This window comes from Clostridium sp. FS41, assembly GCF_000954015.1.
Lineage (GTDB): Bacteria > Bacillota > Clostridia > Lachnospirales > Lachnospiraceae > Enterocloster > Enterocloster citroniae.
Map to the genome: position 1 here is coordinate 1 of NZ_JYHN01000022.1, position 3532 is coordinate 3532.

Sequence of the window (3532 nt, forward strand, 5' to 3'; positions counted from 1 at the left end):
CAGCGATCACCAGCTCCATCGGAACTGCGGTGGCAGCCGGAATCATGTATTTGATCAGCAAAGGAGGTATTTGAGATGAGTGAGAGCACAAAGAGATGGTTTAGAGCAGCAGGGCGCAGGGCGGTAAAGACCGTGGCCCAGACATTTGTAGCAACAGTAGGGACAGCAACCGTATTAGGGCAGGTAGATGTCAGGATGGTAGTATCTGCATCCGTATTGGCCGGCATACTGTCCCTGGCCACATCAGTGGCGGGCCTGCCAGAACTGGATGTAAAGACCGGTGCCTGAGAGGAGGTGATCCCCATCATCTCCCAGCCGCCAGGGTCAAGGCGGCAGTAACCATCAACCAGAAAAAGAAAGAGAGGTACATATATGGCAGTAGTAACCAATAAGCACGCAGCAGATCTTAACAGAGACAAGACAACTGGGCCGGATTTTGCCCCAAAGCAGCCCACCCCATATCTGTATGACAAGCCTACCAATGCACCGCACCCAGGCAACCACCAGAGCGGCAAAGGCGGCCCCAGTGACCGCAATAACAATGGTGTGGACGACAGCGAGGAATAAGTGCCAGAAAGGTGGTACAGCATGAGGACACTAAGATTTAGAGTATCCGGCCAGGAGTTGACGAGGGCTCCTGGCTGTGATTTTAGCAACATTATTGCGGGGACATCCGGTTACCTGCAAACAGCGTTTGAGTTCGGCCCCGATTGGGATGGCACGGTCCGGGTGGCAGCATTTTATCCCCGCTTGCAGGACCGTGAAGTAGCCACGTTGATCAGGGATGGATCCTGCATTGTGCCAGACGAGATAACACCTTGTGATGAGTTTAAAATCGGAGTGGTGGGACAGCGCGAGAATGGGCAGCGGATAACAACCAATTTGATCACCATCAGGCAGGAGAAAGGGAGTGGACAGGCATGGCAACAGTAGACGAGATCCTTACAAAACAGGCTTATGCAGCCGGGGATGAGACATGGACCAAGGATAACAACTATCCATCCTACACCATGTACGCGGAGCCGGAGTATGTCCCGGTCACCAACAAGCGTATTGCAGACTTTAATGACCAGGTATCCGTCCGGGGCGAGCAGAACGCCCAGTTTGTGGGCTTCCAGCTGCCCAGATATGATGACGCCATGGATCTGACCAAGCAAAATCTGTATATCCACTACCAGACAGCCTATGGTGGCAGCGATGGCGTACCCTGCAATGTATCCTGGTCGGACAATTACGTCAGGATGTGCTGGATGATACCCGGACAGGCAACCCAACAGCCAGAAGCAATACAGATGATGATCTATGCAACCGGCACCAACAGTGTGGGGGATCGGACCGTCTGGAAAACCCTGCCGGCAACATATACCATCCATGACGGCCTGGAGATAGGCGGTGGCATACCGGAGCCGGATCAAAGTTGGTATGAGCAGTTTGTACAGCAGATGGAGGGTAAGGTATCCACTGCCCAGGGATACGCCAATGATGCCCAGGCAAGCAAGGTTGCGGCTGCGGGATCAGCCACGGCAGCAGCACAGTCTGCGGATGCATCAGCACAGGCGTTACAGGAAAACAAGGACTACGTGGAGAGCCAGAAAGAGACATTTGTGGGCTACAACAAGCGTGAGACCGATCTCAAGTACGCCAATGCCCTGATCGGCTCCGCGTCCGGTACTGGGCGGGTTACAGTGGGGGATGCGTGGGAGGCGCCGATACCCGGCGTGGAGGTTGCGGGCAAGAGTGAGCAGTTTACCACGACCGGGGCGCAGATGTTGGACGCAAGTAAATTAGTCAGAACACATAATGATGTGGTGTTTTCTGTTCGGGAGGATGGTAGTATTCTGGTGACGGGGAATACATTACAGAATGCAGCTAATTCTGCCGTTACTTCAACTAATTTATCACCTGGTACCTACTATGTCAGTGGAAGTGTCCCAATAGACAATTCCAAGATTTTTGTCAAGGCAAAGAAATGGTATAGTGACAGTTCATCTGTTGTTGTCAATGATACTTCTTTTGTTGTAGATGGAACCGAAACGAAAATAGACTATTTTATCCAGATCTATCAGGGATTATCTGATTTTAAGGTTGTTGTCTACCCTATGCTTAATGCAGGTCCCATACCTCTACCTTGGGAACCCTACACAGGCGGTAAGTCTTCGCCGTCACCGGAGTATCCGCAGGAGGTTATCGGAACAGGGACGGTTACAACAGGGGCGCAGCTGCTGGATACGGAAGCATATGAATTAGGAACATTCGGAAACGCGACCGGAAATCCTAATGATTCAGAAATCACATATCGTTGGTTGCAGTATATACCAGTAACTGAAGGAAGTACAATATATTTTAAGAAACCATTGTGCATATGTTATTACGATTCAGACAAGAGATTTGTTTCGTGTGATGAATCACCCGGTATATATCAAAGGCTTGTACCACAGACGGCAGCATTCATTAGATGCAGGACATTTGCAGGTGATTTTGCGGACTTTAATCATCGGGACTATATGATTAGTAATAACCCCATTTCTGCATGGGAACCATACACTGGCGGCAAACCCAGCCCATCAGAGGAGTATCCGCAGCCGCTGGATGTGACGGTGACGGGAGAGAACCTGTTTGATGCAAGTCTGCTAAAATCAATGGCTGGAGGAGCCTGGTCATCAAGTGATGGTGGACGCAGGATATCTGTAACTGGCATAAAACCATATGCAGCGTGTACAGCTGTTGTCCCTATCGAATGCGTGAGAGGTAAAACAGTTACGTTATCGGGTAATATTGAGAGCAGGACTAATGTGGATTGCCCAGTTGCTATCCAGGGAAGGCTAACACTATCAGATGGAAGATTGGAATATTATGCTGCAACCTATAAAAAGATGGCCATTACTATACCCGAAGATGCTCAAAGTTTTAAAATTGAGCTAATTACGAATAATCGCGATACAGCATTAGACATAGCAAACACAACCGTATTTACGGATGTCTTATTAAGTTTTGATGCAGAAGCTACATGGGAACCATTCGCCGGATATCAGACCGCAACCATCCAGTTAACAGCCCCACTACATGGTATTGGGGAGTACAGGGATAGGATCACTATGACTAAACGCATTGACCGGTGCGTGGAGCTGATATTTGATGGGAGCGAAGATTGGCGAGTACGATCATGGTCCAGACCGACCACTTCCGGCTTCTACGCATTAGGTGGACTGCCTGAGAAGATGCGTGCAAGGCCCGGACTATGCAACCAGGGTACGGTTACACCTGGGGAAACAGAAGGGGTAATAAATCAGATCTGGCTGGGATCAAGCCCAACATACGGAAGTGTAGATCTGTATGTTATGAACAATAGCTTTTATAATCCGGACATTGAGGACAAGGGCCTTGCTGCTTGGAAAGCCCATCTTGCATCCCATCCACTTAAGATAGTCACCTATCTGGATACCCCAGTGGAGACAGACCTCCCCGCCGCGACCCAGACCGCCCTAAACGCCCTTACCACCTTTACCGGCACTACCCACATCACCATTACCGC

4 protein-coding genes are annotated in these 3532 nt (G+C 50.0%); all 4 read left to right on the top strand.

What is annotated here, in order from left to right:
* The first annotated feature begins 75 nt into the window (after nt 1-75).
* Complete coding sequence (locus CLFS41_RS02540; RefSeq protein WP_045091358.1) at nt 76-288, top strand: holin; 213 nt, start codon at nt 76-78, stop codon at nt 286-288.
* Nucleotides 289-372: 84 nt separating this feature from the next.
* Nucleotides 373-567: a hypothetical protein gene (locus tag CLFS41_RS02545; RefSeq protein ID WP_045091359.1), complete on the top strand. Its 195-nt coding sequence runs from the start codon at nt 373-375 to the stop codon at nt 565-567.
* A 21-nt stretch (nt 568-588) separates the two neighbouring features.
* Complete coding sequence (locus CLFS41_RS02550) at nt 589-933, top strand: hypothetical protein (protein WP_045091360.1); 345 nt, start codon at nt 589-591, stop codon at nt 931-933.
* Nucleotides 921-3532, top strand: a 2612-nt coding sequence (locus tag CLFS41_RS30365; protein ID WP_082082476.1) for a hypothetical protein, incomplete at its 3' end; no start/stop codon positions are given. The genes CLFS41_RS02550 and CLFS41_RS30365, both read left to right, overlap by 13 nt.